The organism is Rhodoferax sp. RT5P35, from assembly GCF_056521385.1.
Genome location: NZ_JBWMAX010000015.1, coordinates 36,710 through 62,008, shown reverse-complemented (window position 1 = coordinate 62,008; position 25,299 = coordinate 36,710). Strand labels below are relative to the sequence as shown.

Below are 25,299 nucleotides of genomic sequence, written 5' to 3'. Positions count from 1 at the left end.
GAGCGTAGTTTCGTGATTTGTTCTTCTCAAGCGTTGAAGCTTCCTCGACACACGTGGCGATTCGGTCGTAATACGAGGCGCACTTATTACCGTCAAGGTGCCTCGTTTAAGGTCGTGCTTTAAAGGGTCCTTGAGCCGCACCCAGGTAAGCCGCGTGTAGCAAGCCTGGGTCGGCTTCGAGTGCTTGCGGAGCGCCGCTGTAGCGTAGCCCCGCCCGGCTCATCACGCAGGCTTGATCAGCAACTTGCAACGCAAGCTGCGTGAATTGCTCGATCAGCAGGATGCCGACGCCACGGCGCGCGAGATCGGTGACTACGCCCATAAGCCGTTTAACGATGATAGGTGCTAGCCCGAGGGACATCTCGTCGATTAGCATGAAGGATGGACGCCCGATCAGCGCCTGGCCTATCGCCACCATCTGTTGCTGCCCGCCGGACATCGTGCCTGCAGCCTGACCACTCCGCTCTGCCAGCTCCGGGAATACCGCGTACACCTCCTGCAGGGAGAGAGCAAGTTCGCCCTGCGTCAGCATAGATCCGGCGGCGCGCAAGTTGTCATCGACGCTCAGCACAGTCAGTACTTGATGGCCTTCGGGTACGGTCGCCACGCCGAGCCTGCGCATCGCATCAGGCGCAGCACCGGTGACATCGACACCGTCGAGCAGTATGCTGCCGCTGCTAACCGGTAGCACGCCTGCTAGCGCCAGCACGAGGCTGCTCTTGCCCGCGCCGTTGGGGCCGAGCAGGGCTGTGACCTGGCCTGAGCGCACCGTAAGCGAGACCCGATCCACGACGCCCTTGTTGCCGCGCCGGACGCACAGGTTCTCGACCGTCAGCACGCTGCCGGGCGATGGTTTCGTTGCTAACGTCGTCATGCTATGGTCTCCCCGAGGTAGGCGCTCCTGACGCGCGGATCGGCCAGCACATGGGCGGTCGGGCCATTGGCGATCAGGCTGCCGAAGTCGAGCACCACGGTCTCGATGCACGAGGCGGCGATCAGATCGACGTCGTGGTCGATCAGCAAAGTGATCGCGCCTAGCTCGGGGTAGATGCGCCCGATCACGCCACGCAGCGTTTCGACCTCTCTACCGCTAAGCCCGCCGCCAGGTTCATCCAGGAGCACCACCTTTGGCGCGCCTGCTACTGCACGCGCCAGCTCGACCATCCGGCGTTCGAACGCATTAAGCGAAGCGGCGGGGCAGCGCGACTGATCGTGCATGCCGACGAAGTGCAGCGCACGTTGCAGTGCTTCATTACTCTCGCGCCGCGACAGGCCACTGCCGTCGAGCGTGACCTGTACATTTTCAGCGACGTTCAGTTCATCGACCACCTGCTCGGCCTGGAACGAACGCCGCAGCCCCCAGCGCGCCCGCGCTGCCGGCGACATCGCGAGCAGGTTGACACCATTGATCGCGATGCGGCTCGCCGGTGTGGGAGTAACGAAGCCGCTCAGCGCATTGAGCAGCGTTGTCTTGCCCGCACCGTTCGGGCCTATGATGCCGACTACAGCAGCGCTAAGTTCGAGGTTTACATCGTTCAGTGCTTTGACACCGCCGAACTGCACTGTGAGGTTTGCGATTTGGATCATGGCTTCACCCCGCGCCGATTTTTCAGCTCAGACAGCGCATCCTGCACCTGACCTGCGAGGCCACGCGGTGCCGTCATCAGCGCGTGCAGCAGGGCTACGCCAAAAATGACGTAAGACAGGTTGCCGTCGACACCGATAGTGTCAAGCAGAGCTGGTACTACGCGGTACAGCAGTCCACTGAAGATCTGCCCAAGGGGCGAGAATGCCCCGCCGACGACGGTGAGCGCGAAGAGTAGGACCGACTCACTGGCCGGAAACGAACGCGCATCGAGCGTGCCTAGTGTTGCTGCTAGCAGGCTACCTGCCATACCGGCGAGAAAGCCCGACAATGCAAAGGCCCAGCACTTGTAGCGCACCACATTGATGCCGACCGACATCGCGACCGCCTCGCTGCGCCGGATCAGCGCCCAGGCCCGGCCCGGCGCGCACTTTAGGTGCCAGACGATCAGACCGTAGCCGAGCAGGGCCACGCCGACGGCGTAGCGAAGCAAAGCCTCGTCGGTTTGTGCAATCCAAGGTCGCGGCATTGGTTGCGGATCGAAACCATAGCCACTAAATCCATCGCCGCCGTTCGGAAACTGCAGCGCGGTAACGGCAATCGTGAAGCCGCCCGCCGCCATCAGCGTAACCAGCGCGAGGTAGAGGCCGCGCATGCGCATCGCTGGCAGGCCGACGACGACGCTGACCATCGCGGTCGCTGCCGCACCGGCCAGCATCGCCAACTCGAACGGTGCCCCGGTGGCGTGCGCAACGCGCAGGCAGATCCAGCCGCCAACGCCAGTGAGCGCGACCTGCGCTAGCGACACCATGCCGAGCCGTGCGTACAGTAGCGCCACGCCTGAAGCCGCCAGCGTGTAGATGACGGCCGCCATCGACACCTTGACCCAGTAGGCACTGAGCAGAGCTGGCAGTACCGCTACCGCGGCCAGCGAAAATACCGCCATTGCAGCGATTAGCCAGAACACGCGGCCAGAGCGGCTTTCGCCGACGCCCCCTAACGGATTTTTCATCATCATCGTTTGCATGCCATCAGGCTTATTAATTCGTTTTAATCTTGGCCAGCGAAGGTCAGGCGACGGTTGCGCTGCAGAAATAGGATGACCACCACCGCGACCAAAAACGGTGTCGCCGAGCGAAATGGTGCCCATGGCCCGGCGAGCGTACCTAGCGCTTCGAGCACGCCGATCATCAGACCACCGATCAGCGTCCAGCCCAGCGATTGCAGACGGCCGATCACGGCCGCTGCCATTGCGGGAATCACGATGAAGGTCAGCACGCTGGCATCAAGCCGCACTAAGTTTCCCAACAGCAAGCCGCTGATCCCGCACAGCGCGCCGCTGATCAGCCAGGCGATCGCTTCGATGCGGCGCACGCGAAGGCCTAGCAGGCGCGAGAGGTCGCGGCTGTTCGCCAGCGCACGCATGTAGAGGCCGACGCGAGTCACTGTGAGGAATGCGCCAAGTCCGAGTGTCGTGAATACCGCTACCGCTAAAGCCAGCATACGGGTGCCTGTCAGGCGTACCTGTAGCCACTCGACACTGATCGCGTCGGTTGGCAGCGACAAGCGGCGCGGGTTTTGCGGCCAAAGCCAGTTGAGAAGACCTAGCACAATCAGTGCAAGCCCGAGCGTAGCGACCGCCTTGACGACCGGCTCACGGTAGGCGAGCGCCGGTGCCACGAACCAGCCGTAGGCTACCGACAGCGCCATCGCTATCAGTATTGCGGCCACCCAGCCCACCGGCGCAGGCCAGCCCCATTCGACCAGTTGCCAGGTCAGCAGTGCACCAATCGCGCCGATCGCGCCGCTGGCGAAGTTCAGCACGCCGGTGGCGCGGTAGAGCAGCACCAGGCCCACGCCAGACATCGCGTACACGGCACCGACCGCTAGGCCTGAAACGATAAACAAACCTGATTGCACGGCGCGCTCCTTGTCTCAAAGACCGACGAGTCCGTCGCGCTTCTCGGCAGCCTTGATTGGATCGAGGTAGGTCGATTCAGCGTCGAAGCAGCCGCTGACGGTCTTGAAACCGCCGTCGACTAGCTGCACCATCATGCCAGCGTGGTTGGGCATGTGGCCCGCGCCGTTGCCGACGTAGAACGGGCTGCACATGAGGTCGGTTCGGTAGTTCTTGATGCCACGCACGGCGGCTGTTACCGTGGCTCGGTCTATCTTGGCGGGGTCGAGCTTGAGCATCGTGTCAACGAAGGCCTTAGCGGAGATGAAGCCGGCCTGCGAGAAGGTGTCTCGGCGGTTGGATGCCGCCGAATCGCCCACACTGTACTTGTCGAGCACGGCGCGCCAGCGCTTGGCATCCGGCCCCTGCCCATCGAGCAGGGTAAGTTCGGTCTGCACGTACAACTTGCCATTCCAGTAGGCGCCCAGCGCTGCGGGAACTTTGGCATCGTACATAGGCGTAGCCGAGATCCACTTGTATTTGTCGCGCAGGTTCTGATCCTGTGCAGCTTTCAGCACCGCGGTACCGGCCCCGCTGGGCAGATTTGTGAGCATAGTGTCGGGGTTAGCGGCTACGGCTTCTAAAATTACCGAGGTGAAGTCGGCATTGCCCGGATCAAAAAGAACAGACTTGCCCTTCATACCCTTCGACTGCAGCCACTTGACGACCTCGGCGCACGACCAGCCGCCGTTGCTGGGGATGTTTAGCCCGATGCACACGACTGATTTCGTGCTGAGATTCTTCACCGCCCATTGCACCGCGCCCAGATTACTCGGCAGAGGGCCACCGTTAGTTGATGCGATGTTTCGGGCCTCGAAGCATTCGCGCACCGCGCAAGCCGAGGCCAAGGAGAAGACACCTTCAGCTTCGTACAGCTTGGCGTTGACGCTCATCTCGACGAAGCTGCCGCTGCCGACCAGTGCTACCACCTTGCGGTCCTTGACGAGCTTGGTCGCCGCCTGCGCCGCGCTCTCGGGGTTCCACTTGTCGTCTTCGATCAGGTACTCGATCGACCGGCCGTTGATGCCGCCGTTCTCGTTAACACACTTGAAGTAAGCGCGCGCAGCCGCAGCGCTGGAGCTAAGGTCGTCGGGGCCGGTTTTGCCAACTACGGCTCCTACGAGGATAGGCTGGCCGGTAGCCTTCTTGCCATTGTCCAAGCCGCACAGGCCATCGGCCGCTCGGGCACCGCCGGCGGCCATGATGCCCACCGCGAGGGCACCGAACAGCGTGCGGGAGAAGGAAATGTGTTTCATTGATTTGTCTCCAGTGTGTTTCTAGGTTTGGGTATCTGTCTAGGTTTGGAGCGGGTGCTCAGAAAGGGTAGTGGCGAGGCTCTGTCTGCAGGGTGATCCAGCGCAGCTCACTGAAGGCCTCTATGCCAGCACGCCCGCCGAAGCGGCCATAGCCGCTGGCCTTTATGCCGCCGAAGGGCATCTGCGCTTCATCGTGCATCGTCGGACCGTTGACGTGGCAGATACCCGATTCGATGCGTTGTGCCACGCGCCAACCGCGTGCCATGTCGCGCGTGAACACCGCAGCGGAGAGGCCGAACGGGTTGTCGTTAGCGCAGGTGATCGCGGCCTCTTCGCCATCGACGCGAACGATGCCTTTGACCGGGCCGAAGCTTTCGTCCGAGTAGAGCTTCATCGACGGTGTGACATGGTCGATCAGCGTCGCGGGCATCAGCGTGGTGTCGGCCTTGCCGCCGCACACGAGCTTGGCGCCCTTCGCTAGTGCGTCGTCGATCAGCGCGTTGCAGCGGGTCACGGTGCTCATGTCGATCACCGAGCCGAGCACGATCGGACCCTTAGATTTATCTCGCGGGTCGCCTAGTGGAAGCGACTTAACCTTGGCCGCGAGTCGCATGACGAACTCGTCGGCGATGGCTTGGTCGACAACGATGCGCTCAGTCGACATGCAGATCTGGCCCGAGTTCGCGAACGCACCGAAGGTCACGCCGTCGACCGCGGCGTCGAGGTCGGCGTCGTCGAGCACGAGCAGCGGCGCCTTGCCGCCGAGTTCTAGGATCACCGGCTTCAGGTACTTGGCACAGGTGCCCGCGATGATACGGCCGACATGCGTGGAGCCGGTGAAGTTGACGCGCCGCACGGCGGGGTGCGCGATCATCGCCTCGACCACCGCGCTCGCATCCGTCGGCGCGTTGGTGATGAAGTTCACCACGCCCTTCGGTAAGCCCGCTTCCTGCAACGCCTGGATGATTAGGCCGTGCGTGGCCGGGCACAGCTCGCTGCCCTTTAGCACCACCGTGTTGCCGCAGGCCAGTGGCACTGCGATCGCACGCACGCCGAGAATTACCGGCGCGTTCCACGGCGCGATGCCGAGCACAACGCCGGCCGGCTGGCGCACCGCCATCGCGAGGTTACCGGGCACGTCCGACGGCACGATCTCGCCGCTGATCTGCGTCGTCAGCGACGCAGCCTCGAGAAGCATGCTGGAGGCAATGTGCACGTTGAGGCCGGCCCAGCCTTCGGAGGCGCCGGTTTCGGCGGCCATCACCGTGGTGATATCGGCGGCGCGCGCCTCGAGCGCGTGGGCCGCCTTCAGCAGCAGCGTACGGCGTTCGCCGGGGCCCGTGCGCGACCAGCCGACGAAGGCCGCCGCCGCCGCGTCGACCGCCGCCACCGCGTCGTCCAGAGTGGCTGCCGGCGCAATCGTGACCACCTTGCCATCGAGCGGGTTACTGCGTGTGAAGGTGGCTCCGCCGCGGGCCTGGCAGGCCTCGCCGTTGATCAGCATGTCGATAATGTGCATGTCGGTGTCTCGAAAATTAAAATCAAATCGAAGTCAAAGCGGGAGCACGGCCTTGAGCTAGAACGCACTGCCCTGGGCGCGGTTTTCCGCGACGGTTTGTTTCTGCCACTTCAGCGTCACGAATCAGCCTTTGCCGCTGTCCCACTTGACCGGAGGCTCGGCCGCGAACGCTGTGCGGTCGATATTGGCAAGATCGCCCTTCTTGTAGCGACCGGTGGGCAGAAAGAGGTCCACCGCGATGACGCTGTGCAGATTGGCACTGTGGTGATACCCCAGGCCGAGACCGGCGGTGATGTCGCCGAGGCCGGTTTTGCGCTGGGAGACAGCCGCCACCGACACGTCGACATCGACGATCGGCACGATCGTGTGCATCGAGAAGTCGCCGCCCAGGATCTTTTTGCCCGGCACCCAGATGAAGCGTGGTGCGACCGCGTTGACTGCTACCGTGAAGCCTGGCAGCTTCAGGTCATTGCCGTTCGAATCGTTGACGTGGTCGGCCGTGAAGCGCGAGGCGAACACCATGCCGTATGTGCCTGGCGGCGGCACCACGTCGGCAGTGAAGTTGTCGGCGCCGTGCGGATAGATCGAGCCGCCGCCTTCAGTCGCGGAAGCGGTGAGACTGGTTAGCGCAGCCAAGATGGCAATGCCGGCGCTCTGGGTCAGATGTGAACGTGAAATTGGAAGGGTCATGGTTTATCTCATTTTTTTTGGTGGGTTGAGGTCAGGGCAGTGTGAGGTCGATGCAGAGATCGGCGCAGTTCAAAGGCCGTGCATCTGGCACAGCACGTTCGAGTACATACCGCCGTCGGTCGGCAGGTTGGTGCCGCGAATCCAGGCCGAGCCGTCCGACAGCAGGAAGGCGACGACTGGTGCGATATCGGTTGGGTGGCCGGGTCGGTCCATGGTCTTCATATCTTCCTCGGCGCGTGCACCGAGCGTCTCGATGAAGTCTTTCAGGATCGGCGTGTCGACCGGGCCAGGGCTCACCGCGTTCATGCGAATGCCGCGGTCGCGCCAGGTCCAGCGGTTCTGCATCGTCCAGACGATCACGGCCTCCTTCGAGAAGAAATAGCTGCGCGCGCCTTTGATTGCGTGGCTGCGGCAGAACGCAGTCACGCCCTCGAAGTCGAGCCCGCTGCTAGCCAACACGGCTTCTTTCGCGTCGTTCCAGCCGAGACCGGCGAGCGATGCCAGGTTGACGATCGACGCGCCGTCGGCGAGCTTCGGCACCAGTTGTGTCGTCAGGTATTTCAGGCCGACGAGGTTGACCTTCAGCACCTGTTCGGCGGAACGCGTGGGCGGCAGGCCGGCGATGTTGGCGAGGCCGTGCGCGCCGACCGGCAGCGCCGCGACCAGTGCATCGATCGATGCCTTGTCCGACAGGTCGGCCTGGAAGAATCGGCCGACCGGATCAGCTGGCGGATTGACGTCAACCGAGATCACATCGGCGCCTTGCGAAGCGGCCAGCGTTGCGGTGGCCGCGCCGATGCCGGACGACGCGCCGGTGACGATGATGGTTTTGCCGTTGAGCATAGGATTAGTCTCCAGTGAGGTTGATGGCAGTCGGAGCATGATGCCGAGCGCAATCCGCTATGTATTAATAAGACTAATAATCGCCCAGGGTGCGTTCGAAGTCGAATGCAATGGGCTGGTGGAGTTATTCGTTTTGGATATATCCTCGGGTATACCCTGCCATCGTGCCAAGCAGTGGAGCTATCCACTGCGGTCATCGCAATTAAATAAGGTGACGTATGCAGGAAACAGATACGAGGAACTCGGACGGCGAAGCTGGCGATGGTCCGGGCACCGCAGTGCCGTCGGTGATCGATCAGCTCAAGGCTATGCGCTGCCTCGTCGGCGTGGTGCGCCACGGTAGCACCATCGCGGCCGCAAATGCGCTGTATATGTCGCAGCCCTCCGTGACGCGCTCGGTGCTTGACCTCGAACGTCGTCTTGCGGTCCGGTTGTTCGACCGGGGCGCGCGCGGGATGGTGCCGACCGCCGCCGGCGCGCGTGCAGCGCAGCGCGCGCGCGTACTGATCGATCACCTTGTCAAGGGCGCGCAGGAGTCGGCTGCGGCGCTGCCAGAGCGGCAGCGTCGCGCCGGCAGTGCCGAGCGCTTTGCGGCCGCCGTGGCACCAGCCGCGCTGAAGGCGCTGCTAGCAGTGGCGAAGTCGGCCAGCGAAGCGCGCGCGGCAAAGGCGCTGGCGATCAGCCAGCCTGCTGTGCACCGCTCGCTGCGATCGCTCGAACATTTGTGCAGTGCCACGCTGTTTCAGAAGTCCACACGCGGCACGCGCCTGACTGAAGCCGGAGAGGCACTGCTGCGTCGCACCAAGCTCGCGTTCGCGGAGGCGCGTGCACTTGAGTGCGACATCGCCGCATGGCGAGGTCAGCTGCGCGGTCGGGTAGTCGTCGGTGCGCTGCCGTTGTCGGTGGCGCTGGTGCTGCCGCAGGCCGCCGATGCCGTGCTGCGTCGCCATCCGGAAGTCGAAATTGCGATCGTCGACGGTACTTATGAAAGCCTGCTGCAACAGCTGTGCAGCGCGGAAATCGACCTGATTATCGGTGCGTTGCGCTCCGATCTGGGATCCGAAGAGGCATGCCAGGAAACGCTGTTTAACGATGACCTCGCCGTGGTTGCTCGCGTCGGCCACCCGTGTCTGGCGCAAAGCGACGCCAGCCTGGAATCGCTGCTGCAGTGGGACTGGATCGTGCCCCTCGAGGGCACACCTGCCAGCGCGGCGCTCGTACGGGTATTCGCCGCGCAAGGCCTGGCCATGCCGCGCGGTGCGTTGCAGGCTAGCAGCCCGGCAATGACGCGCGCGCTCGTGATGCAGACCGGGCGCCTCGCGTTGGCCTCGCGCGGCCAGGCGCGAGACGAAGATGTGGGAGGCGGACTGAAGATCGTGCCGGTACTTCTGCCCGGAACCACGCGCCACATCGGCCTAATCCTGCGCAAGGAAGGTGAGCCCTCGCCCAACCTGCGGGTGCTGCTCGATGAATTGCGCGGCGCTGCACGGAATAAGCAGAACGAATAGCTCGATCGGGTCGGCGCATTGGCGTTAACGGGGGCGTAGTGTCATCCTTGGGCTACTCCGTTTGGGCAGTCCGCCCAGTGACCCTTACCAAAAACAAAGACATCTATGAAGCAGCCAGACGCGATACGCATGCGCAGCCGGGCGCGGCAACTGAGGATCGACGTATGAGCCGACCTATGTTGGTATTGCTGCCGGGGCTAATGTGCGACGCGGCCGTGTGGGCCGAGCAGTGCGCGGCGCTGACGCATGTAGAGTGTGTCGTGCCAACCTACGGTCAGCTCAATTCGATTGAGGCGATGGCCCGCGCAGTACTCAGCAGCGATATCGACCAGCGTTTCGCGCTTGCTGGCCATTCCATGGGCGGCCGTATCGCGCTAGAGATTATGCGGCTGGCACCCGAACGCGTCTCACGATTGGCCTTGCTTGACACTGGACTCGATCGCATCGCCGCCGGGGCTGTTGGCGAGATCGAACGCCGCCAGCGCATGGCGTTGCTGGCGACGGCACGCGAGCGTGGCATGGGCGCGATGGCACGCATCTGGGCGGCTGGCATGGTGCACCCACGGCACAGTCACGGGCCGCTGTTCGAGGCCGTGGTCGCGATGGTCGCGCGCCACACACCTGGAGACTTCGAGGCGCAGATCCATGCATTGCTGGGCCGTCCCGATGCCCACGCGAGCTTCACGCAGGTACGCTGCCCAACGCTGCTGGCTTGTGGCCGGCAAGACAACTGGAGCCCGCTCGCGCGCCACCAGCAGATGCAGACGGAGCTGCCATCGGCACGCTTGGTCGTGATCGAAAACTCAGGCCATATGACGACGATGGAGCAGCCGCAAGCTGTGACCTGCGCTCTCGTCGCATGGCTGCAGCAGGAGACCTGAGCTATGGACGAATTGCAACGACTGATGATCAAGGACAACTGCCGCGAGCTCGTGCTACGGGTCGTGGCTTGCGTCGACGTGAACGACACCGTTGGCCTCGCCGCGCTTTTCACTGCCGACGCGACACTGCTGCGCCCCGATGGCAGTCTGCTACAAGGCAGCGATGCCATCATCGCGGCCTACAAGAAGCGGGCGGTAGAGCGCATTACGCGCCATCTGGTCACCAATAGTATTGTCGATATCATCGATGCCGATATCGCTCGCGTCACTAGCACAGTGCTGTTGTGGAGTGGCTCAACTCAAGACCCGATCGGGCCGCAGGGTCGGCCAGCGCATACGGTTCAGGTCGTCGGCAACTTCGACGACATTTGTATCTTCACGCCTCAGGGCTGGCGAATTTCGACGCGCAAAGCCTCCTTCATGCTGCACAGCAGTGTCTGAAGTTTTTAAACTAGACAAAAACACAAATGGCTAAAATTATTGGCGGTATCGGCACATCGCATGTACCTACTATTGGACTCGCATTTGACAGGGGGCGCCAAGACGAGCCCGCATGGGCACCTCTGTTCCAGGGCTATGAACCGGTCGCAAGCTGGCTCGCGCGCGAACGGCCAGACGTGTTGATGGTCTTTTATAACGACCACGCTAATAGCTTCTTCTTCGATTGCTGGCCGACATTCGCTTTGGGCGTGAGCCCGAAATTCGAACTCGCTGACGAAGGCGCAGGCCGACGCCCGCTCCCGAACATCAAGGGCCATCCGGATTTGGCAATCCATCTCGCCGAGCAACTTGTCAACGACGAATTCGATCTCACCATCTTTCAGGACAAGCCGCTTGACCACGGCTGTCACTCGGCGCTGCCGCTGCTGTGGCCGCATCGGCCAGACTGGCCCGGTGCGGTGGTGCCGCTGCAGATTAACGTGTTGCAGTTCCCAATGCCGACCGCGCTGCGATGCTTCAAGCTCGGTCAGGCGGTGCGCCGGGCCATCCTCTCGTATCCGGAGGACCTGCGGGTCGTTATCGTCGGCACGGGTGGCCTGTCGCACCAGATACATGGAGAGCGGACCGGCTTCAACAACACTGAGTGGGATCACCGTTTCCTTGACCTACTGCGCGATGATCCGATGCAGCTGACGGGGATCACCCATGCCGACTTCGTGCGCCTTGGTGGCGCGGAAGGCACCGAGGTGATCATGTGGCTGGCGATGCGCGGTGCACTCACCGATGCCCCGGGTGACCCGTTGCGCGAACTGCATCGAAACTACTACCTTGCGACAACCACAGCGATGGCGGTGACCCTGTACGTGCCTGCTGGCGAGGCCACCGTGCAGGTGGTGGGGGCATCAGTTTGAACCCGCAACTCGAAGGCATTGAAACGCTGGCTGGCACATACCTGTTCGACCTTCAGACCAGTGTGCGCACGCTGCGCATCAACCGCTTCTTCTGGCGGCTGGCGCAGGCCAGCTATCGCGAGCGCGTGTTGCAGGATGAGTTGACCACGTTGCGTGAAGCCGGTCTCAGCGACGAAGAGCAGCAACTGGTGCTGGCCCGAGACTGGATCGGCCTGGTGCGTCATGGTGTCAATTTCTTCGTACTCGAGAAGTTTGCGCGCGTAGTACGAATGTCCAACATGGAGGTCTATGCTTCGATGCGTGGAGAAAGTTTGGAGGAGTTTCTGAAGACGCGGCGCGTGCCTGACGCGCGCTGAGGGGGCGGCTTCGAGCTTTTTGGTTCAGCGCTATTCCTCGACCCCCGGTTCAAGATTGGTGACCTGCTCCAGCAGTGCCCGCGGCATGAGACCGATTTTCGGGGGTATCAACGCGAATGCTGCCTGAAATGACGGACACTGTGTCTGCGGTTTTCATGCACTATTCCCACCCCGCGCTCACGGACGTCTTGCGAGAACTTGTTTGACTTGTTTGTGGCCTCCACTCTTTCAAGTATTGAAGCCTTATCGAAAAACGGGGCGATTTAGGACTCGCGATCTCTACTCGTGGACCCTGATGGCGGATGGAGCCCGGCAGGCCGTCGGTGCTTGGCGCTTATTAAGACGCGAGTGCTAAATGCATTAGCACAATCCCTTATCATCGAAAAAGACTGGAGCTGTTCCAGCCTTTTTCATTGTTATGTCCACGAATCTTTCTGAAAATCTTGTCGAACTGCGAAACCTAAGCTTTGGCTACGGGGGCCGCGCCGTGTTGGATGGTGTTTCGTTCAGCATCCCGCGCGGCAAGGTTACGGCGCTTATGGGGGCATCAGGTGGGGGGAAAACGACGGTACTGCGTCTGATTGGTGGCCAACTGCAGGCAAATCGGGGCGAATTGCTATTTGACGGCAAGCCCTTACCTAACTATGCAGTAGGGCTTTACGCCGCACGCCGTCGCATGGGCATGCTGTTCCAGTTTGGGGCCTTATTCACCGACATGTCGGTGTTCGACAACGTGGCGTTTCCGCTGCGCGAGCACACCGATCTGTCCGAGGCACTGGTGCGTGACATCGTGCTGATGAAGCTGGGGGCGGTGGGCCTGCGCGGTGCACGCGACCTGATGCCTAGCGCGGTGTCGGGCGGCATGGCCCGGCGCGTAGCCCTGGCCCGCGCCATGGCGCTGGACCCCGAGCTGCTGATGTACGACGAACCTTTTGCCGGGCTGGACCCGATCTCGCTAGGCACGGCGGCCCGGCTCATACGTGACCTGAACGACACTATGGGCCTGACCAGCATCATCGTCTCGCACGATCTGGACGAAACCTTTGCGATCGCCGACAAAGTGGTGATTTTGGCCAACGGCAAAATCGCCGCCCAGGGCACGCCCGACGAGGTGCGCAACAGCACCGACCCGCTGGTGCACCAGTTCATCCACGCATTGCCCGATGGCCCGGTGCGTTTCCATTACCCCGGCCCGACCGTAGAGCAGGACTTTGGTGTGGCTTTGCAGGCAGGAGTGCCGCGATGACCTGGTACAAACCGACCGATGTAGGCTTTGCGCTGCGCACCCAATTGGCCGACATCGGCAACGCTACACGCCTGTTTGTGCGCCTGGTGGCCTCGCTGGGGCCGACTTTGAGGCGCTTTGGCCTAGTGCGCGACCAAATACATTTCTTGGGCAACTATTCGCTGGCGTTGATCAGCGTATCGGGCCTGTTTGTCGGCTTTGTGCTGGGCTTGCAGGGCTACTACACCTTGCAGCGCTATGGCTCCAGCGAGGCCCTGGGCCTGCTGGTGGCCTTGAGCCTGGTGCGCGAATTGGGCCCGGTGGTCACGGCCTTGCTGTTTGCCGGGCGCGCGGGTACCTCGCTCACGGCGGGCATTGGTTTGATGAAGGCGGGTGAGCAGCTCAGCGCCATGGAGTTGATGGCCGTGGACCCGGTGCAGCGCATTCTGGCCCCGCGCTTTTGGGCAGGTGTCATCACCTTGCCCCTGCTGGCAGCGCTGTTCAGCGCGGTGGGCATCGTCGGCGGCTGGGTGGTGGGCGTGCTGATGATTGGCGTGGATTCAGGCGCGTTCTGGAGCCAGATGCAGGGCGGCGTGGACGTATGGCGCGATGTGGGCAACGGGGTCATCAAAAGCATTGTGTTTGGTTTTACGGTGAGCTTTGTGGCCCTGCTGCAAGGCTATGGGGCCCAACCCACGCCCGAAGGCGTGTCGCGGGCGACGACGCGCACGGTGGTGGTGGCCTCGCTGGCGGTGCTGGCGCTCGATTTCCTGCTCACAGCCACCATGTTCACAATCTAAGGTACGGTTTATGCAACGCTCTAAAAACGATATTTGGGTGGGTTTGTTTGTGCTGCTGGGGGCTGCTGCGCTGCTGTTTCTGGCGCTGCAGTCGGCCAATTTGCTGTCGCTGAATTTCCAGACCGGCTACAGCGTGTCGGCCAAGTTTGACAACATCGGCGGCCTCAAGCCCAAAGCGGCGGTGAAAAGCGCCGGGGTGGTGGTGGGCAGGGTGGACAGCATCACTTTTGATGACAAAAGCTTCCAGGCCCGGGTGGCGTTGTCCATGGACCCGCGCTACGCTTTCCCCAAAGACAGCTCGCTGAAGATTTTGACCAGTGGCCTGCTGGGCGAGCAGTATGTGGGCATCGAAGCCGGTGCCGACGCCAAGAATCTGGTGGCGGGCGACACGATTTCAGCCACGCAGTCGGCGGTGGTCCTTGAGAATTTGATCAGCCAGTTTTTATACAGCAAGGCCGCCGATGGCCCGGACACCCCCGCTGCCTCTCCAGCTAAAAAATGACAATGGAGCCCACTCCATCAAACACTATGAAAAATATAGCTAGATACGCATCCCTTACCTGCGCTACCGGCATCTTTGCCATTATTTCTGGTTGTGCTACCGGCCCCCAGGCGAACCCGCGCGACCCGCTCGAGCCGATGAACCGCCAGATATTTGGCTTTAACGAGGTGGTGGACAACGCCGTGGTCAAGCCCGTAGCCAAGGCCTACACCTATGTCACGCCGTCGCTGGTGCGCCAGGGCGTGACCAATTTCTTTTCCAACCTGGGCGAGGTCTGGAGCACGGCCAACAACGCTTTGCAGTTCAAGGGCCGGGCGGCGGCGGAAAGCTGGATGCGTTTCAGCATCAACAGCGTGTTCGGTGTGGCAGGCATTTTTGACTTGGCCACCGACATGGGGCTGGAGCGCCACAAGGAAGATTTTGGCCAGACCTTGGGCTGGTGGGGCGTGCCGTCGGGCCCGTACTTGGTATTGCCGCTGCTGGGGCCATCGACCATCCGCGACACGGCTGCTTTGCCCATCGACATGCAGGGCAGCCTGCTCAATGCCGTACCGCACTCGGGTGACCGCGACCGACTGACCGGACTGAACCTGATTGACGTCCGCGCCAACCTGCTGCGTGCGGGTGCAGTGCTGGACGAGGCCGCGCTGGACAAATACAGCTTCACCCGCGACTTCTACCTGCAGGTGCGCCGCAGCGAAATCTACGACGGCAACCCGCCCGATTTATCTGCACCCGATGCTCCCAAATAGGCACCCAGGTGCGCAGCTGCTGTGTAAGCACTGTGCAAAGCGGGCTTGCAACCGCCGCTTTTGTGTCAACCTGTAGTTGCCGATTTCCATTATTGCAATGCGGGATTCCCGCCGAGAAAGTGTGTATGAAACGTCGTTTATTGGGCCAGTTGGCTGCCGGTTTGCTGTTTACTGTGGCCGCTGCCACGTCGATGGGGGCTATGGCCGCCGACGAAGCGCCCGACGCGCTGGTCAAGCGCATCTCCACCGAGGTGCTGGACACCATCAAGGCCGATAAAACCCTGCAGCAGGGCAACGTGAACAAGATCATGGTGTTGGTGGACACCAAGATCATGCCCAACGTGAACTTCCAGCGCATGACCGCCTCAGCGGTAGGCCCCGGCTGGCGCCAGGCCACGCCTGAGCAGCAAAAGAAGCTGCAAGACGAGTTCAAAACCCTGCTGGTACGCACCTACTCGGGCGCTTTGGCCCAGGTTACCAGCGACCAGGAAATCAGCATGAAGCCCTTCCGCGCAGCGGCGGACGACAAAGAGGTGCTGGTGCGCACCGAAGTCAAAGGCCGTGGCGACCCGGTCCAACTCGACTACCGGCTGGAGAAAACAGCCGGCGACGGCGCGGGCTGGAAGATCTTCAACCTGAACGTGCTGGGCGTGTGGCTGGTGGAAACCTACCGTAGCCAGTTCGCCAGCGAGATCAACGCCAAGGGTGTGGACGGTCTTATCGCCACCCTGACCGCGCGTAACCAAAGCAACGCAAAGAAATGACATGCTGGTGCTGCCCGCTGAGCTGACCCACGCGCAGGCCACGGCCTCGCTGCGCATGCTGCTGCAGAGCCTGCGCTCGCAGAGCGGTGCGGCGGTGGTAGTGGACGCGACCGCGCTGACCCGGTTTGATTCGTCGGCCCTGGCCGTGCTGCTGGAATGCCGCCGTGAAAGCTCCAAGCTGGGCCGCGCGTTTGCGGTACGCGGTTTGCCTGCGCGGTTGGCCGCGCTGGCAGGTTTGTACGGTGTGGCCGAATTGCTGCCTGCTGCGGCCTGAAAACCTTACCGGGCGGCAACTGGGGCCTGCCGTTAAAATCATCGGCCCATGCCCGCCATATCCTTCCAGCAGGTCTCCAAGACCTACCCCAGCCCCCGCGGCTCCCAAAAACCCCCACTCACCGCCCTCGACAGCGTCAGCTTCGACATCGCGCAGGGGGAATTCTTCGGCTTGCTCGGCCCCAATGGTGCGGGTAAAACCACACTGATCAGCATCCTGGCGGGTCTGAACCGCGCCACAGGTGGCAAGGTGCTGGTGCACGGCCACGATGTGGCCAAAGACTTCGCCCAGGCCCGCCGCCAGCTTGGCGTAGTGCCGCAGGAGCTGGTGTTCGACCCGTTTTTCAACGTACGCGAGGCGCTGCGCATCCAATCAGGCTACTTTGGCGTGAAGAACAACGATGCCTGGATCGACGAGCTGCTGGAAAGTTTAGGCCTGGCCGACAAGGCCAACGCCAACATGCGCCAGCTCTCTGGCGGCATGAAGCGCCGCGTGCTGGTGGCCCAGGCCCTGGTGCACAAGCCGCCCGTCATCGTGCTCGACGAGCCTACCGCCGGGGTGGACGTGGAGCTGCGCCAGACCCTGTGGCAGTTCATCGCCAAGCTCAACAAACAAGGCCACACGGTGCTGCTCACCACCCATTACCTGGAAGAGGCCGAGGCCCTGTGCTCGCGCATCGCCATGCTGAAAAAAGGCCGCATCGTCGCCCTGGACCGCACCAGCGAGCTGCTGAAAAATGCCTCCAGCAATGTGCTGCGCTTCAAAGTTGATAGCGAACTGCCCATAGCCCTGGCGCAGCAGGCCCGGATTACAGGCCGCATCGTGCAGTTCCCCGCGCACAACGCCGCCGAGATCGAGCGCTACCTGGCGGCGGTGCGCGAAGCCGGTTTGACGGCGGAGGACGTGGAGATCCGCAAAGCTGATCTGGAAGACGTGTTCCTCGACGTGATGACCAACGGCTATGTGGCCAGTGAGGTGACGGCATGATTGGTTGGCAAACCCTGCTCTATAAAGAATCGCTGCGCTTCTGGAAGGTCGGCTTCCAGACCGTGGGCGCGCCAGTGCTCACCGCCGTGCTGTACCTGCTGATCTTCGGCCACGTGCTCGAAGGCAAGGCCCTGGTTTACGGCACCATCAACTACACCGCTTTTCTGGTGCCCGGCCTGGTGATGATGAGCGTGCTGCAAAACGCGTTTGCCAACAGCTCCTCGTCGCTGATCCAGAGCAAGATCATGGGCAGCCTGGTGTTTGTGCTGCTCTCGCCCTTGTCGCACTGGGACTGGTTCTGGGCCTACGTGGGCTCGGCTGTGGCGCGCGGTCTGCTGGTGGGGGCGGGGGTGTTTGCCGTCACCGCCATCTTCACCGGTGCCAGCTTTGTTTCGCCGGTGTGGATCATCGTGTTTGCCGTGCTGGGCGCGGCGCTGATGGGCACGCTGGGCATCATCGCCGGGCTGTGGGCCGAAAAATTCGACCAGATGGCGGCGTTCCAGAACTTTGTGATCATGCCCATGACGTTTTTGAGCGGCGTGTTCTATTCCATCCATTCCCTGCCACCTTTCTGGCAAACCGTGAGCCACCTGAACCCGTTTTTCTACATGATCGACGGTTTCCGCTACGGCTTCTTTGGCGTGAGCGACGTGTCGCCCTGGCTCAGCCTGGGCATTGTCGGCACGGCCTTGCTGGTGGTGAGCGCCATCACCGTGAATCTCTTGCGCATCGGCTACAAAATCCGCGGATAACAAAAATGACTGCTGAAGAACTCCAAACCATCATCCAGGCGCACCTGCCCTGCGAGCACATTGCCCTGGAAGGCGATGGCCGCCACTGGTACGCCACCATCGTGTCGGCCGAGTTCGAAGGCCGCCGCGCCATCCAGCGCCACCAGCGGGTCTACGCCACGCTGGGTGCGAAGATGCACACCGACGAAGTGCATGCGCTGTCGATGAAAACCTACACGCCAGCCGAGTGGGCAGCCCTTCCTCGCTAGTACGCCGTTAAATTTTTTAGAACTATCTCCCCATGGACAAACTCCTCATACGCGGTGGCCGCAGCCTGACCGGCACTGTGCGCATCTCCGGCGCCAAAAACGCGGCCCTGCCCGAACTCTGCGCCGCTTTGCTGACGGCCGAGCCGGTCACCCTCACCAACGTGCCGCGCCTGCAAGACGTGTCCACCATGCTCACGCTGATCCGCAACATGGGCGTGGGCGCAGAGCGCGCCGAGGATGGCACCGTCAATATCAACGCCAGCGATTTGTCGTCGCCCGAAGCCCCTTACGAGCTGGTCAAGACCATGCGCGCCTCGGTGCTGGCCCTGGGCCCGCTGCTGGCCCGCTTTGGCGAGGCCACGGTGTCGCTGCCTGGCGGCTGCGCGATTGGCTCGCGCCCGGTGGACCAGCACATCCTCGGGATGCAGGCCATGGGGGCCGAGATCGTGGTCGAACACGGCTACATGATCGCCAAGCTGCCCGCAGGCCGCACCCGCCTCAAGGGCTGCCACATCACCACCGACATGGTCACCGTGACCGGCACCGAGAACTTCCTCATGGCCGCCACCCTGGCCGAAGGCGAAACCATTCTGGAAAACGCCGCCCAAGAGCCGGAAATCAGCGACCTGGCCGAAATGCTGATCAAGATGGGCGCCAAGATCGAAGGCCACGGCACGCACCGCATCCGCATCCAGGGCGTGGACAAACTCCACGGCTGCAGCCACCAGGTGGTGGCCGACCGCATCGAGACCGGCACCTTCCTGTGCGCCGTGGCCGCCACCGGTGGCGACGTGCTGCTGCAGCATGGCCGCGCCGACCACCTCGACGCGGTGATCGACAAGCTGCGCACGGCGGGCGTGACGGTGACCCCCGAGGCCGACGGCATCCGTGTGCAATCCGCAGGCCCGGCCCACACGCACCTCAAGGCGCAGAGCTTTCGCACCACCGAATATCCCGGTTTCCCCACCGACATGCAGGCCCAGTTCATGGCCCTGAACTGCGTGGCCCAGGGCCCGAGCAAGGTGACAGAGACTATTTTTGAAAACCGCTTCATGCACGTCAATGAGCTGGTGCGCCTGGGCGCGCACATCCAGATCGACGGCAAGGTGGCGGTGGTCGAAGGCATTGCCAAGCTCTCCGGTGCCACCGTGATGGCCACCGACCTGCGCGCTTCCGCCAGCCTGGTGATTGCCGGCCTGGTGGCCGAGGGCGAAACCGTGGTGGACCGCATCTACCACCTGGACCGGGGCTACGACCAGATGGAAGCCAAGCTGCGCGGCATCGGTGCCGATATCGAAAGAGTCAAGAAGTGATTACCTTAGCCCTTTCCAAAGGCCGCATCTTTGACGACACGCTGCCGCTGTTGCGCGCCGCCGGTATCGAGGTGCTGGACGACCCCGAAAAATCCCGCAAGCTGATTCTGGACACCAACCAGCCTGGCGTGCGCGTGCTCATCGTGCGCGCTTCCGACGTGCCAACCTACGTGGAAAACGGCGGTGCCGACCTGGGCATCACCGGCAAAGACACGCTGATCGAACACGGCGGCCAGGGCCTGTACCAGCCGCTGGATTTGCAGATCGCCAAATGCCGCATCAGCGTGGCGGTGCGCAACGACTTTGACTACGAGCGCGCCGTCAAGCAGGGCTCGCGCCTGCGGGTCGCCACCAAATACGTGGCCATCGCGCGCGAATTCTTCGCCGCCAAGGGCGTGCACGTCGATCTGATCAAGCTCTACGGCAGCATGGAACTGGCCCCGCTGACCGGCCTGGCCGATGCCATCGTTGATCTGGTCTCCACCGGTAACACGCTGCGGGCCAATCACCTGGTGGAAGTTGAACGCATCATGGACATCAGCTCGCGCCTGGTGGTGAACCAGGCCGCGCTCAAGCTCAAGCAAGCCCCCCTCCGCGCCCTGATCGATGCCTTCGCGGCGGCAGTGGCCGAACGTTCTAGAACCTGATTACTATGCAATTCATAGCTACTCCCGCACGTCTTTCCTGCGCTAGCAGCACTTTTGAAGCTGAATTCAAGGCCCGCCTGCACTGGTCTGCCGAGGCGGATACGGCGATTGAAAAGGTAGTGGCCGACATTTTGGCCGACGTGCAGCAGCGCGGTGATGTGGCGGTGCTCGAGTACACCAACCGCTTCGACGGCCTGCAAGCGAACACGCTGGCCGAGCTGGAGCTGACCCAAGCCGAACTCAAAGCCGCTTTCGACACCATCCCTGCAAAACAGCGCGAAGCCCTGCAAGCCGCCGCCGCCCGCGTGCGCAGCTACCACGAGGCGCAGAAAAAGGCCTCGGGCGAGAGCTGGAGCTACCGTGATGCGGACGGCACCCTGCTGGGCCAAAAGGTCACGCCGCTGGACCGCGTGGGCATCTACGTGCCCGGCGGCAAGGCTGCCTACCCCAGCAGCGTGCTGATGAACGCCATCCCTGCCCACGTGGCGGGCGTGGGCGAGATCATCATGGTGGTGCCCACGCCAGCCCGCAGGGATGGCTCGTCCAAGGACTCGCGGGGCGAGAAAAATGCGTTGGTGCTGGCCGCTGCCTATGTGGCCGGTGTCACCCGCGCCTACACCATTGGCGGCGCCCAGGCCGTGGCCGCGCTGGCTTATGGCACGGCCAGCATCCCGGCAGTCCACAAGATTACCGGCCCGGGCAACGCCTACGTGGCAGCCGCCAAGCGCCGTGTGTTCGGCACCGTGGGCATAGACATGATTGCCGGGCCCAGCGAGATTCTGGTGCTGGCCGACGGTAGCACCCCGCCCGACTGGGTGGCGATGGATTTGTTCAGCCAGGCCGAGCACGACGAGCTGGCGCAAAGCATCTTGCTGTGCCCCGATGCTGGGTACATTGACCAGGTGCAAGCCTCCATCGACCGCCTGCTCAATGAGATGCCCCGCGCCGAGATCATCGCCAAGTCGCTCAGCGGCCGGGGCGCGCTGATCCACACGCGCAGCATGGAAGAAGCCTGCGAGATCAGTAACCGCATCGCCCCCGAGCATTTGGAAGTCAGCAGTACCGACCCGCACCGTTGGGAGCCGCTGCTGCGCCACGCCGGGGCTATCTTTCTGGGCGCCTACACCAGCGAGAGCCTGGGCGACTACTGCGCCGGACCCAACCACGTGTTGCCCACGTCCGGCACGGCCCGCTTCTCCAGCCCGCTGGGGGTCTACGATTTCCAAAAACGCAGCAGCCTCATCGAGGTCAGCCAGGCGGGTGCCCAAGAACTGGGCCGGATTGCTGCTGAACTCGCGTACGGCGAAGGCCTGCAGGCCCATGCGCGGGCCGCAGAGATGCGTTTAGACAAAATATAGGCTTTTTTCAGGCATAAAAATAGCGGTTGGTGCAGGTGGAACCTGCACCAACCGCTATTTTTTTAATATTAAAAAAGATAGCGTATAAGTTGTTCAAGCTGTTAGCAGCCGGGCTCCGGGCACCTTGGATGCCCCCCGGTCCGGCGTCCACAAGGGGCTCTCGCCTGCTGCATGGGCCAGCGCAATGTGCAGGCAGTCGGCAAAGTCGGTACTGCTTTTTTGGTACAAGGCCAGAGCCACTTCCACCGCCGATTCGGAGCCAAACGACAACTCGGTGGCCGCCAGCAGCCGCGATAAGGCCGTCGTCACCTGCTCTTTGCTGAAGCGGTAGGCTGCGCGCAACACCCACTCCAGCTCCAGCACCACAGTGACCGGCAGGTAGAGCGTTTCACCGGCCTGCAATGTGCCGTGGACCAGGCCGTGCGCCAGAGCCGACTGGGCAGGGTCGTCTTGCACCAAGAAGCGCACCAGCACATTGGTGTCCAGGGCGGCCATAAAAAATCAGGGCCGCATGTCTTCGGTGCGCACGCTGCGGCCCTCGGGGGCTTGCAGCATGCCCGCCAAATCCAACAGCGACTGGTTTTTGACCCGCACAGTCAGGCTGCCGTCGGGCATCAAATGCCATTGCAGCTGCGTGCCGGCCTGGGCGTGCAAAGCATCACGGATGGCCTGCGGTACGGTGGTTTGGCCTTTGGCGGTGAGGGTCGAGGTAGATATGTAAATCCCTTACTTATCAGCGAATTGATATGTCAAGCAGGCATCTTGTACTCTGGCGCATGCGCCTGCAGCCACTGCTCCAGCATCATCAAAATCCACACCATCTCGCCGTAGTAGCCGGGGTGCTCCTGCAGCCGCTCGGTCAGCAGGCTGCGGATGAACTCGGGACGCACGATGTTGCGGGTGGCCAGGCTGTTCAGCGAATCAGTGGCGACGGCGCGCAGGCCGTCGTGGCGGGTGGCCCATACGCCGAAGGGCAGGCCGAAGCCCTGTTTCTTCTTGGTCAGAATTTCGTCAGGCAGAAAGCCGCGCAGGGCTTCCTTGAAGAACCAGCGCAGCTTCAGGCCCTTGAGCTTGTACTCCAGCGGCAACTTGAGCGAGAAGTCCAGCAGCGCTTCGTTGAGCATAGGAAAACCCACGTTCAGACCGGCCAGCCGGGTAGTGCCGCAGACCTTGGGCAGGTCGCTTTCGGCCAGAGTGTAGCGCCAGTCGAAGGCCAGCATGCGGTTGAGCTGGCTGCCGGTGGTGGGTAGCTTCCAGATGCCGCGCTGCTGTTCGGCCGGGCCCTGGATGTTGACCTGGCTCAGAAAAGCCGGGGTCAGCACGTCGTTCACACCCAGGCGCAGCAGCAGGTTGTACATCTGCAGGCGGTCGGGCAGCGGCACTTTGGCCTGTTCGACGTAGCTGGAAGCCTTGCTCAGCAGGGAGATGCTGCTCTCGGCGGTCTTGGCCAACAGGGGCTCCATCAGGCCGCTGCGGATGCCGCTGGGCAGCATGTTGTACCAGCCAAACACGCGCTGCTTGGCGTAGCGGCTGTTGCCGCCAAAGAGCTCGTCGCCGCCGTCACCGGCCAGGATTTTGGTCACGCCGTCGTCTTTGGCTTTGCGGGCGCAATAGTACGAGGGCAGGGCGGACGAGTTGCCGAAGGGCTGGTCGTACGAGCGGGCCACGTCGGCAATGCTAGCCACCAAGTCGTCGGGGGTGACGTAATACTCGTGGTGCTCGGTGTTGAAGTGGCGTGAAGCCAGCCGGGCGTATTCCATCTCGTCGTAGCCCTCGGCATCGAAGCCGATGGAGTAGGTGGCGGCTTTTTGGCCTTGCTTGCCGCCGATCTCGCTGAGCATGCCGGCCACGGTGGAGCTGTCGGTGCCGCCGCTCAAGAAGCAGGCTGCTGTGCCTCCGTCGAGCTGGGCACTGACGGCGTTGCGCACCAGGCCCCGAAACTCTTCGCGCAGGCTGCTGAACGAGGCGCTGCGCGGCTCAATGAAGCTGGGCACCCAGTAGGGGGCTACCGTCAGCTTGCCCTGCTCAAACAGCGCGTAGTGGCCCGGCGGCAGGCGGAACACACCTTTGAAGATGGTGCGCGGTGAGGGAATGGCGTGAAAGTACAGGTAGTCGAAGATGGCCTGCGGGTCGATGTCGGTACCGCCTGCTAGCTCGTCGGCGCGGCCCGCAAAGCGAATCTGCCCGTCCACCACCCGGTAGCACAGGCTGCGGATGGCAAAGCGGTCTACCGCCAAAAATGTGCGGCCCGAGGGCTCTTGCAGCCCTACCGCAAAGTCGCCGGTGGCCTGCAGTGCGGCGCTGCTGGCATCTGCCGCACAGGCTGCCTGCCAGGCGGCCAGTGGGCCGTCAGTGCTGGCGAGTGCGGCCAGGCGGGCATCGGTAAAGCGGGGGCTGCCGAGAACCAGGGACGGTGTGCTTAGGGACATGGAGTAGGGCGGTAAAAAGAGGGCTGAAAGAAGGTCTGAGAAAGAGCCCGCTGGGCTCAACCTCCGGGCGGTTTCAGGAGCTGCATCGCCCCGGGATTATGCGGGGCAATGTCGAGCGCAATGCTCTTGGCCGTGTGACTATATTCATGCTGCGCTTGCAGTGCTTTGTCCACGGCGATGGCTTTGCCCACCAGTGGCGAGTCCGCCCGCAGCCGGTAGTTGCCGCCGGGCGCAAAGCTGCTGCGGTCGGTGTTGAAGTTGTTGCGGTAGTCACCCGGTGTCGTCGTTTGCAGCCGCGCGGGGCCCACCAGCAGGTTGTTGACGGCAACGACCCCGTCGGCACCGGGTTTGACCCGGAGCCAGGTGCCGCCGCCGGGCCGATCGTCCACCAGGGTGTTGTTGACCAGGGTGAGCTGGTTGGACGGCCATACATAGCCTTCGGCACCAAAGTAGACCAACACCGGGTTCTCGGTCCTGGGGCTTTGTTGGATGATGTTGCCCACCACCACTGCGACCCCGCCGTTGGGAAACTCCAGCTCATAGCTGGCGCTGCCGTCCTCGTCGGTCAGTCGGTTGTAAAAAATATGGTTTAGTGCAGCACGGCTTTTGAGCAGGTGGCCGGTGCGGGCGTGGTGCAGGTAGCTGCCGGTGACCGACAGGCGCGCTATCTGGCCCACATACAGGTTGTGGTTGTGGCCGTCGGGCCGCGCGTTGAAGGCGAATTCACTGTTTTCGATTTCAAGTACTGCGGCGGGGTCGTTGCTGGTCAATAAACCCATTTCGTTGTCGGTAAAGGAGCAGTTGCGCACCACCAACCACCCTGCATCCAGGCGGATGCCTGCGCCATTGCGGTCGCTGACCCGAGCGCCTGCAAAGTCAAAACCCTCCACGGTCAACTTGGCCGAGCGTACGACCCAGATCGCTTTGTCCTCGGCCGCCATGCCGTTGGCCAGCAGGCGCACTCGACCGCCTACCGCGCGCAGCGTGAGGTTGGGCTGCGTCCAGACCGCCACATCGCCCACATAGTCGCCAGCATCGACCTCAATGACCGTATCGGCACTGGCCAAGCGGGCAGCAGCAGCGATGGTTTTGATGGCGCGTTGGGGTCCCACTTGCAGCGTCTTGACGGCGTTCTGGGCATCCGCTGGCGCGCATAGCACGGCCCATGCGGCCAGAATACTGCAACAAAAGGCAACGCGGGCTTGAACGAGAAAGCGCATAGGTATGGGGCATTTTGCCGGATGCCGTAACGTGCTGGCACCCACCGGTCTCCCCTTTATGATGCTGCTGCACCAACCAAC

Annotated in this window: 29 protein-coding genes; 17 read left to right on the top strand and 12 right to left on the bottom strand. The window is 62.6% G+C overall.

Annotated features, from left to right (window positions below):
* Positions 1-106: 106 nt before the first annotated feature.
* From AC097L_RS20190 to AC097L_RS20155, 8 genes are all read right to left on the bottom strand, one after another.
* Positions 107-874: an ABC transporter ATP-binding protein gene (locus tag AC097L_RS20190; protein ID WP_479588510.1), complete on the bottom strand. Its 768-nt coding sequence runs from the start codon at positions 872-874 to the stop codon at positions 107-109.
* Positions 871-1,587: an ABC transporter ATP-binding protein gene (locus AC097L_RS20185; RefSeq protein WP_479588509.1), complete on the bottom strand. Its 717-nt coding sequence runs from the start codon at positions 1,585-1,587 to the stop codon at positions 871-873. The genes AC097L_RS20190 and AC097L_RS20185 overlap by 4 nt, the downstream gene beginning before the upstream one ends.
* Positions 1,584-2,612, bottom strand: coding sequence for a branched-chain amino acid ABC transporter permease (locus AC097L_RS20180; protein WP_479588508.1), 1,029 nt, complete (start codon positions 2,610-2,612; stop codon positions 1,584-1,586). Before AC097L_RS20180 ends, AC097L_RS20185 begins: the two co-directional genes overlap by 4 nt.
* Positions 2,613-2,635: 23 nt before the next feature.
* Positions 2,636-3,505: a branched-chain amino acid ABC transporter permease gene (locus tag AC097L_RS20175; protein WP_479588507.1), complete on the bottom strand. Its 870-nt coding sequence runs from the start codon at positions 3,503-3,505 to the stop codon at positions 2,636-2,638.
* A gap of 15 nt (positions 3,506-3,520) precedes the next feature.
* Positions 3,521-4,798 (bottom strand): ABC transporter substrate-binding protein, encoded by a 1,278-nt coding sequence (locus tag AC097L_RS20170; RefSeq protein WP_479588506.1) that lies wholly within the window; start codon positions 4,796-4,798, stop codon positions 3,521-3,523.
* A 58-nt stretch (positions 4,799-4,856) separates the two neighbouring features.
* Complete coding sequence (locus tag AC097L_RS20165; protein ID WP_479588505.1) at positions 4,857-6,317, bottom strand: aldehyde dehydrogenase; 1,461 nt, start codon at positions 6,315-6,317, stop codon at positions 4,857-4,859.
* A gap of 123 nt (positions 6,318-6,440) precedes the next feature.
* Positions 6,441-7,007, bottom strand: a complete 567-nt coding sequence (locus AC097L_RS20160) for a SphA family protein (protein ID WP_479588504.1) — start codon at positions 7,005-7,007, stop codon at positions 6,441-6,443.
* Between the two features lie 69 nt (positions 7,008-7,076).
* The gene (locus tag AC097L_RS20155) at positions 7,077-7,850 is read right to left on the bottom strand and encodes a coniferyl-alcohol dehydrogenase (protein WP_479588503.1); all 774 of its coding nucleotides are present in this window, start codon (positions 7,848-7,850) and stop codon (positions 7,077-7,079) included.
* 218 nt (positions 7,851-8,068) lie between these two features.
* Here AC097L_RS20155 and AC097L_RS20150 point away from each other — a divergent pair, with 218 nt between their 5' ends.
* The 17 genes from AC097L_RS20150 to hisD all read left to right on the top strand — a co-directional run bounded on the left by AC097L_RS20150 (position 8,069) and on the right by hisD (position 21,569).
* Positions 8,069-9,358, top strand: a complete 1,290-nt coding sequence (locus AC097L_RS20150) for a LysR family transcriptional regulator (protein WP_479588502.1) — start codon at positions 8,069-8,071, stop codon at positions 9,356-9,358.
* A 164-nt stretch (positions 9,359-9,522) separates the two neighbouring features.
* Complete coding sequence (locus AC097L_RS20145; protein WP_479588558.1) at positions 9,523-10,239, top strand: alpha/beta fold hydrolase; 717 nt, start codon at positions 9,523-9,525, stop codon at positions 10,237-10,239.
* A gap of 3 nt (positions 10,240-10,242) precedes the next feature.
* Entirely contained in the window at positions 10,243-10,680 is a 438-nt protein-coding gene (locus AC097L_RS20140; RefSeq protein WP_479588501.1) for a nuclear transport factor 2 family protein, read from the top strand.
* A 26-nt stretch (positions 10,681-10,706) separates the two neighbouring features.
* Positions 10,707-11,591, top strand: a complete 885-nt coding sequence (locus AC097L_RS20135; protein WP_479588500.1) for a gallate dioxygenase — start codon at positions 10,707-10,709, stop codon at positions 11,589-11,591.
* Positions 11,588-11,947, top strand: coding sequence for a protocatechuate 3,4-dioxygenase (locus AC097L_RS20130; protein ID WP_479588499.1), 360 nt, complete (start codon positions 11,588-11,590; stop codon positions 11,945-11,947). Before AC097L_RS20135 ends, AC097L_RS20130 begins: the two co-directional genes overlap by 4 nt.
* Before the next feature lie 418 nt (positions 11,948-12,365).
* On the top strand, positions 12,366-13,193 hold the full coding sequence (locus tag AC097L_RS20125) for an ABC transporter ATP-binding protein (protein ID WP_479588498.1): 828 nt from the start codon (positions 12,366-12,368) through the stop codon (positions 13,191-13,193).
* Positions 13,190-13,972 carry a lipid asymmetry maintenance ABC transporter permease subunit MlaE gene (gene mlaE / locus AC097L_RS20120; protein WP_479588497.1) on the top strand — a complete coding sequence of 261 codons (783 nt, stop codon included), beginning with the start codon at positions 13,190-13,192 and terminating at the stop codon, positions 13,970-13,972. The genes AC097L_RS20125 and mlaE overlap by 4 nt, the downstream gene beginning before the upstream one ends.
* Positions 13,973-13,982: 10 nt before the next feature.
* Positions 13,983-14,474 (top strand): outer membrane lipid asymmetry maintenance protein MlaD, encoded by a 492-nt coding sequence (mlaD, locus tag AC097L_RS20115; RefSeq protein ID WP_479588496.1) that lies wholly within the window; start codon positions 13,983-13,985, stop codon positions 14,472-14,474.
* A 26-nt stretch (positions 14,475-14,500) separates the two neighbouring features.
* The gene (locus tag AC097L_RS20110; protein ID WP_479588495.1) at positions 14,501-15,226 is read left to right on the top strand and encodes an MlaA family lipoprotein; all 726 of its coding nucleotides are present in this window, start codon (positions 14,501-14,503) and stop codon (positions 15,224-15,226) included.
* Between the two features lie 125 nt (positions 15,227-15,351).
* Positions 15,352-15,990, top strand: a complete 639-nt coding sequence (locus tag AC097L_RS20105) for an MlaC/ttg2D family ABC transporter substrate-binding protein (protein ID WP_479588494.1) — start codon at positions 15,352-15,354, stop codon at positions 15,988-15,990.
* Between the two features lies 1 nt (position 15,991).
* Complete coding sequence (locus AC097L_RS20100) at positions 15,992-16,264, top strand: STAS domain-containing protein (protein WP_479588493.1); 273 nt, start codon at positions 15,992-15,994, stop codon at positions 16,262-16,264.
* Between the two features lie 48 nt (positions 16,265-16,312).
* Positions 16,313-17,251 (top strand): ABC transporter ATP-binding protein, encoded by a 939-nt coding sequence (locus AC097L_RS20095; protein WP_479588492.1) that lies wholly within the window; start codon positions 16,313-16,315, stop codon positions 17,249-17,251.
* Positions 17,248-18,003 (top strand): ABC transporter permease, encoded by a 756-nt coding sequence (locus tag AC097L_RS20090; protein ID WP_479588491.1) that lies wholly within the window; start codon positions 17,248-17,250, stop codon positions 18,001-18,003. Before AC097L_RS20095 ends, AC097L_RS20090 begins: the two co-directional genes overlap by 4 nt.
* A 5-nt stretch (positions 18,004-18,008) precedes the next feature.
* Entirely contained in the window at positions 18,009-18,251 is a 243-nt protein-coding gene (locus tag AC097L_RS20085; protein ID WP_479588490.1) for a BolA family protein, read from the top strand.
* A gap of 32 nt (positions 18,252-18,283) precedes the next feature.
* A complete protein-coding gene (murA, locus tag AC097L_RS20080; protein ID WP_479588489.1) occupies positions 18,284-19,564 on the top strand; it encodes a UDP-N-acetylglucosamine 1-carboxyvinyltransferase in 1,281 nt (426 codons plus the stop codon).
* On the top strand, positions 19,561-20,211 hold the full coding sequence (hisG, locus tag AC097L_RS20075) for an ATP phosphoribosyltransferase (RefSeq protein ID WP_479588488.1): 651 nt from the start codon (positions 19,561-19,563) through the stop codon (positions 20,209-20,211). The genes murA and hisG overlap by 4 nt, the downstream gene beginning before the upstream one ends.
* A gap of 5 nt (positions 20,212-20,216) precedes the next feature.
* Positions 20,217-21,569: a histidinol dehydrogenase gene (gene hisD / locus AC097L_RS20070; RefSeq protein ID WP_479588487.1), complete on the top strand. Its 1,353-nt coding sequence runs from the start codon at positions 20,217-20,219 to the stop codon at positions 21,567-21,569.
* 93 nt (positions 21,570-21,662) lie between these two features.
* Here hisD and AC097L_RS20065 read toward each other — a convergent pair whose 3' ends face one another.
* Genes AC097L_RS20065 through AC097L_RS20050 form a run of 4 tightly spaced genes read right to left on the bottom strand, consistent with a single transcriptional unit; the run spans position 21,663 to position 25,218 of the window.
* Positions 21,663-22,064 (bottom strand): PIN domain-containing protein, encoded by a 402-nt coding sequence (locus AC097L_RS20065; protein WP_479588486.1) that lies wholly within the window; start codon positions 22,062-22,064, stop codon positions 21,663-21,665.
* 6 nt (positions 22,065-22,070) lie between these two features.
* The gene (locus AC097L_RS20060; RefSeq protein ID WP_479588557.1) at positions 22,071-22,286 is read right to left on the bottom strand and encodes an AbrB/MazE/SpoVT family DNA-binding domain-containing protein; all 216 of its coding nucleotides are present in this window, start codon (positions 22,284-22,286) and stop codon (positions 22,071-22,073) included.
* Between the two features lie 32 nt (positions 22,287-22,318).
* Positions 22,319-23,998: an asparagine synthetase B family protein gene (locus AC097L_RS20055; RefSeq protein ID WP_479588485.1), complete on the bottom strand. Its 1,680-nt coding sequence runs from the start codon at positions 23,996-23,998 to the stop codon at positions 22,319-22,321.
* A gap of 56 nt (positions 23,999-24,054) precedes the next feature.
* Complete coding sequence (locus tag AC097L_RS20050; protein ID WP_479588484.1) at positions 24,055-25,218, bottom strand: right-handed parallel beta-helix repeat-containing protein; 1,164 nt, start codon at positions 25,216-25,218, stop codon at positions 24,055-24,057.
* Positions 25,219-25,299 lie beyond the last annotated feature (81 nt).

Coding starts and splice junctions, on each gene's coding strand:
- AC097L_RS20190 (WP_479588510.1), bottom strand. CDS start 874: ATGACGACGTTAGCAACGAAACCATCGCCCGGCAGCGTGCTGACGGTC.
- AC097L_RS20185 (WP_479588509.1), bottom strand. CDS start 1,587: ATGATCCAAATCGCAAACCTCACAGTGCAGTTCGGCGGTGTCAAAGCA.
- AC097L_RS20180 (WP_479588508.1), bottom strand. CDS start 2,612: ATGCAAACGATGATGATGAAAAATCCGTTAGGGGGCGTCGGCGAAAGC.
- AC097L_RS20170 (WP_479588506.1), bottom strand. CDS start 4,798: ATGAAACACATTTCCTTCTCCCGCACGCTGTTCGGTGCCCTCGCGGTG.
- AC097L_RS20165 (WP_479588505.1), bottom strand. CDS start 6,317: ATGCACATTATCGACATGCTGATCAACGGCGAGGCCTGCCAGGCCCGC.
- AC097L_RS20160 (WP_479588504.1), bottom strand. CDS start 7,007: ATGACCCTTCCAATTTCACGTTCACATCTGACCCAGAGCGCCGGCATT.
- AC097L_RS20155 (WP_479588503.1), bottom strand. CDS start 7,850: ATGCTCAACGGCAAAACCATCATCGTCACCGGCGCGTCGTCCGGCATC.
- AC097L_RS20150 (WP_479588502.1), top strand. CDS start 8,069: ATGCAGGAAACAGATACGAGGAACTCGGACGGCGAAGCTGGCGATGGT.
- AC097L_RS20145 (WP_479588558.1), top strand. CDS start 9,523: ATGAGCCGACCTATGTTGGTATTGCTGCCGGGGCTAATGTGCGACGCG.
- AC097L_RS20140 (WP_479588501.1), top strand. CDS start 10,243: ATGGACGAATTGCAACGACTGATGATCAAGGACAACTGCCGCGAGCTC.
- AC097L_RS20135 (WP_479588500.1), top strand. CDS start 10,707: ATGGCTAAAATTATTGGCGGTATCGGCACATCGCATGTACCTACTATT.
- AC097L_RS20125 (WP_479588498.1), top strand. CDS start 12,366: ATGTCCACGAATCTTTCTGAAAATCTTGTCGAACTGCGAAACCTAAGC.
- mlaE (WP_479588497.1), top strand. CDS start 13,190: ATGACCTGGTACAAACCGACCGATGTAGGCTTTGCGCTGCGCACCCAA.
- mlaD (WP_479588496.1), top strand. CDS start 13,983: ATGCAACGCTCTAAAAACGATATTTGGGTGGGTTTGTTTGTGCTGCTG.
- AC097L_RS20110 (WP_479588495.1), top strand. CDS start 14,501: ATGAAAAATATAGCTAGATACGCATCCCTTACCTGCGCTACCGGCATC.
- AC097L_RS20105 (WP_479588494.1), top strand. CDS start 15,352: ATGAAACGTCGTTTATTGGGCCAGTTGGCTGCCGGTTTGCTGTTTACT.
- AC097L_RS20100 (WP_479588493.1), top strand. CDS start 15,992: ATGCTGGTGCTGCCCGCTGAGCTGACCCACGCGCAGGCCACGGCCTCG.
- AC097L_RS20095 (WP_479588492.1), top strand. CDS start 16,313: ATGCCCGCCATATCCTTCCAGCAGGTCTCCAAGACCTACCCCAGCCCC.
- AC097L_RS20090 (WP_479588491.1), top strand. CDS start 17,248: ATGATTGGTTGGCAAACCCTGCTCTATAAAGAATCGCTGCGCTTCTGG.
- AC097L_RS20085 (WP_479588490.1), top strand. CDS start 18,009: ATGACTGCTGAAGAACTCCAAACCATCATCCAGGCGCACCTGCCCTGC.
- murA (WP_479588489.1), top strand. CDS start 18,284: ATGGACAAACTCCTCATACGCGGTGGCCGCAGCCTGACCGGCACTGTG.
- hisD (WP_479588487.1), top strand. CDS start 20,217: ATGCAATTCATAGCTACTCCCGCACGTCTTTCCTGCGCTAGCAGCACT.
- AC097L_RS20065 (WP_479588486.1), bottom strand. CDS start 22,064: ATGGCCGCCCTGGACACCAATGTGCTGGTGCGCTTCTTGGTGCAAGAC.
- AC097L_RS20055 (WP_479588485.1), bottom strand. CDS start 23,998: ATGTCCCTAAGCACACCGTCCCTGGTTCTCGGCAGCCCCCGCTTTACC.
- AC097L_RS20050 (WP_479588484.1), bottom strand. CDS start 25,218: ATGCGCTTTCTCGTTCAAGCCCGCGTTGCCTTTTGTTGCAGTATTCTG.